Origin of the sequence: Shewanella sp. MF05960, from assembly GCF_050849305.1 — a bacterium.
Taxonomy (GTDB): Bacteria; Pseudomonadota; Gammaproteobacteria; order Enterobacterales; family Shewanellaceae; genus Shewanella.
This window is the reverse complement of record NZ_JBOZPS010000048.1, coordinates 1-2,066: the sequence shown is the minus strand read 5'-3', so window position 1 is coordinate 2,066 and position 2,066 is coordinate 1. Positions and strand designations below refer to the sequence as shown.

General features: G+C 41.7%; 3 protein-coding genes. 1 reads left to right on the top strand and 2 read right to left on the bottom strand.

The window, feature by feature from the left end; all coding sequences use genetic code 11:
- Positions 1 to 183 precede the first annotated feature (183 nt).
- On the bottom strand, positions 184 to 384 hold the full coding sequence (locus ACROAE_RS20475; RefSeq protein ID WP_432406133.1) for a hypothetical protein: 201 nt from the start codon (positions 382 to 384) through the stop codon (positions 184 to 186).
- Between the two features lie 419 nt (positions 385 to 803).
- Between ACROAE_RS20475 and ACROAE_RS20470 the strand changes: the two genes are divergently transcribed.
- Positions 804 to 1,331 (top strand): replication/maintenance protein RepL, encoded by a 528-nt coding sequence (locus ACROAE_RS20470; protein WP_432406130.1) that lies wholly within the window; start codon positions 804 to 806, stop codon positions 1,329 to 1,331.
- Here the strand turns inward: ACROAE_RS20470 and ACROAE_RS20465 are convergent, their stop codons facing one another.
- Entirely contained in the window at positions 1,332 to 1,715 is a 384-nt protein-coding gene (locus ACROAE_RS20465) for a helix-turn-helix domain-containing protein (protein WP_432406127.1), read from the bottom strand.
- Positions 1,716 to 2,066 lie beyond the last annotated feature (351 nt).

Genomic DNA, 2,066 nt, shown 5'->3' with positions numbered 1-2,066 from the left:
CGTAATACCGCAAAGGCTTACGGGCATTCTGTTTAACATTATCGACTTAACAAAGAGCCGAACTGGAAGATGGCCTTGCCTACGGCCGTCTAACAGATATCGCACTGATAGCGCGCTTAAAAAAAAAGCGGCTTAGCAGGGCGAAGGGCTAAAGGCGCTTAGCATGGGGAGACCCCATACCCCCTAATCTTGATTCTGTAACCGATTCAAGAGTTGTATTTCTTGAAGATCGTTATTCAACTTCTCAAGAAGAGGAACAAAAACAGCCTTTGACGTTACGCAATCGAGTTTTTGTTCAAAAAGCATTAAAAGCGCAAGGCTTAGCTGCTCAGAATCATTTAAAAGAGACGAAACCGCTTCTGGTGTAAAATCTATTTTAGACATATCAACTCCGTGTAGTTGTTTGTTTAGCCTGGCAAGTAAGTTACAGCTCACCTGCTAGGCGCTTCTCATTCTATAAGCCAATGCTGCCCCGCTCCTTAAGGTCGCTTGCAGCAATGGCTTAAAAAAATACTCTATACGTAAAGTATAGTCAAGTAGATAAAGCTGAGCACAAAAAGTAGAGAAACTGCTTTTTGTTTTGATACTTTTTCGTGGTTAGCCGGCAAGCGTAGCGCGGCAGTTACTGAGCTCTATATAGATATAGAAAGGGATATACAATAAAACTAATAAAACCAATGACTTGTAAAAAACAGAGTCTCATGGGGTGAGACTGGGTAGTCTCATGGGGTGAGACTCTGTTTTACAACGGTAAGTAAGATATGATACAACTACGCTCACAAGTGAAACATGGAGCGTCATCTATGAGTGAAGTTAGTGCTGTTGGTGAGACCCTAGAGTCTCAAGATAAAGACAATTACAATTTTGTACAAGTGAGTCGCGGATACCTTAAGGAAATGCGAAAGCTAGCCCGTAAATCACCGCTAGGGCACGAAATATTGTATTACCTAGTAGAACACATGGGTAAGACGACAAATGCCGTCGTATGCTCATACAAGACGATTTGCGAAACAACGGAAGCAAGCAGGGCTAGTGTAGGTAGAGCAATAAAGATATTAAAAGACGATAATTGGATAGAAACAGTGAAAATCGGCAACGCAACAGCATATTGTGTCAACGAAAGGGCATTTTGGCAGGCAGGAAGGAATCAAAGGCGCTATGCGATATTTAGCGCCACTGTGATCGCATCGGAATCAGAACAGGAAAGCAATTTTAGGGAAAAAGCAAAACAGGAACTAACATACGTTCCAATAATATCGAGTAAAGAAAGAATAACAATGAGCGACGAAGCTCTAACCCCGCCAGACCAAAAAGACCTAGACCTAGATTAATCAGCGACTCTTTTTTTTCTTCTTCCTAGGGCTTGTTCTAACAGGCTTCCTAGGCTGAAGAGGCTGAGTATGTTGTTTATCTTTAGCTATTTGTTCCAATCGCTGGGAAACGGTTAGGCGAGCTGGTGCTGAATCATCTATAGGTAAATCAAGTTGCTCTTCTCTATACGTAACGGATAATCGGTCATCAATATTACTAAGTTTAGAATCGTTTTTAGTTTTAGATTCTAGGTAAAGCATAGCCATAGAAACAACCTTTCTAAGTGGAAGCTCACCTCTTTCTATTCTAGCAATAGAATTACCTGCTAAATCAAGACTTTGCGCAAGCTGAGCTTGAGTTAGACCTAGTTTTAGCCTTAGCTGTTTAAATTCTAAATTATCCATAAAACCTCAAAAAAGAAACTATACGTAAAGTATACCACTCGCTGCAAATGTAGGGGAAGTGGTGGAAGTAACCCCCGTAAGACATATCGGGGGTTCGTAACTCCGTAGCATTACCAAGTCAAAATAGTAAATGCGCTTCGATTCGTATTGCTCAGGCTTCGCCACCGCAACGAAGCGCATCAAACAAGATTACGCTCTAGGTGACTAAATAAACCCACCTAGAGCGTAATACCGCAAAGGCTTACGGGCATTCTGTTTAACATTATCGACTTAACAAAGAGCCGAACTGGAAGATGGCCTTGCCTACGGCCGTCTAACAGATATCGCACTGATAGCGCGCTTAAAAAAAAA